At 30.2% G+C, this 295-nt stretch carries 1 protein-coding gene; it reads left to right on the forward strand.

Features of this window, described 5'->3' with window-relative positions:
* Positions 1 to 67: 67 nt before the first annotated feature.
* Positions 68 to 295 (forward strand): UDP-N-acetylmuramoylalanyl-D-glutamate--2,6-diaminopimelate ligase (locus KVT34_RS30125; RefSeq protein ID WP_217563280.1); only part of this gene is annotated, 228 nt, incomplete at its 3' end.

The following is a 295-nucleotide window of genomic DNA, read 5'->3' on the forward strand; positions in this document are numbered from 1 at the left end:
ACTTTTGATTGTTATATTTTGTCGTGTTTTGTCGTCTGTAAAACAATTAAATGAGGGGGAAGAGTTTATGTGTATTAAAAAAATGCTATTTAATTACAGTGTTAAACGATTCTTATTAAAAGCTCGTTATGGAATTGAAAAGGAAAATCGCCAAGTTGACTTAGTTGAGAGTTTAACTGAAACGTCTAAATCCATTTCATATATTCAGTTTAATGCTAAAACAGTAGAAGACATGATTAATAACTTAGCAGCTATCCACGAAATCCCTTCTCTTTCTGTGGATAAGAATAAAATG

Source organism: Paenibacillus sp. GbtcB18 (assembly GCF_019091125.1).
GTDB lineage: Bacteria > Bacillota > Bacilli > Paenibacillales > NBRC-103111 > Paenibacillus_F > Paenibacillus_F chitinolyticus.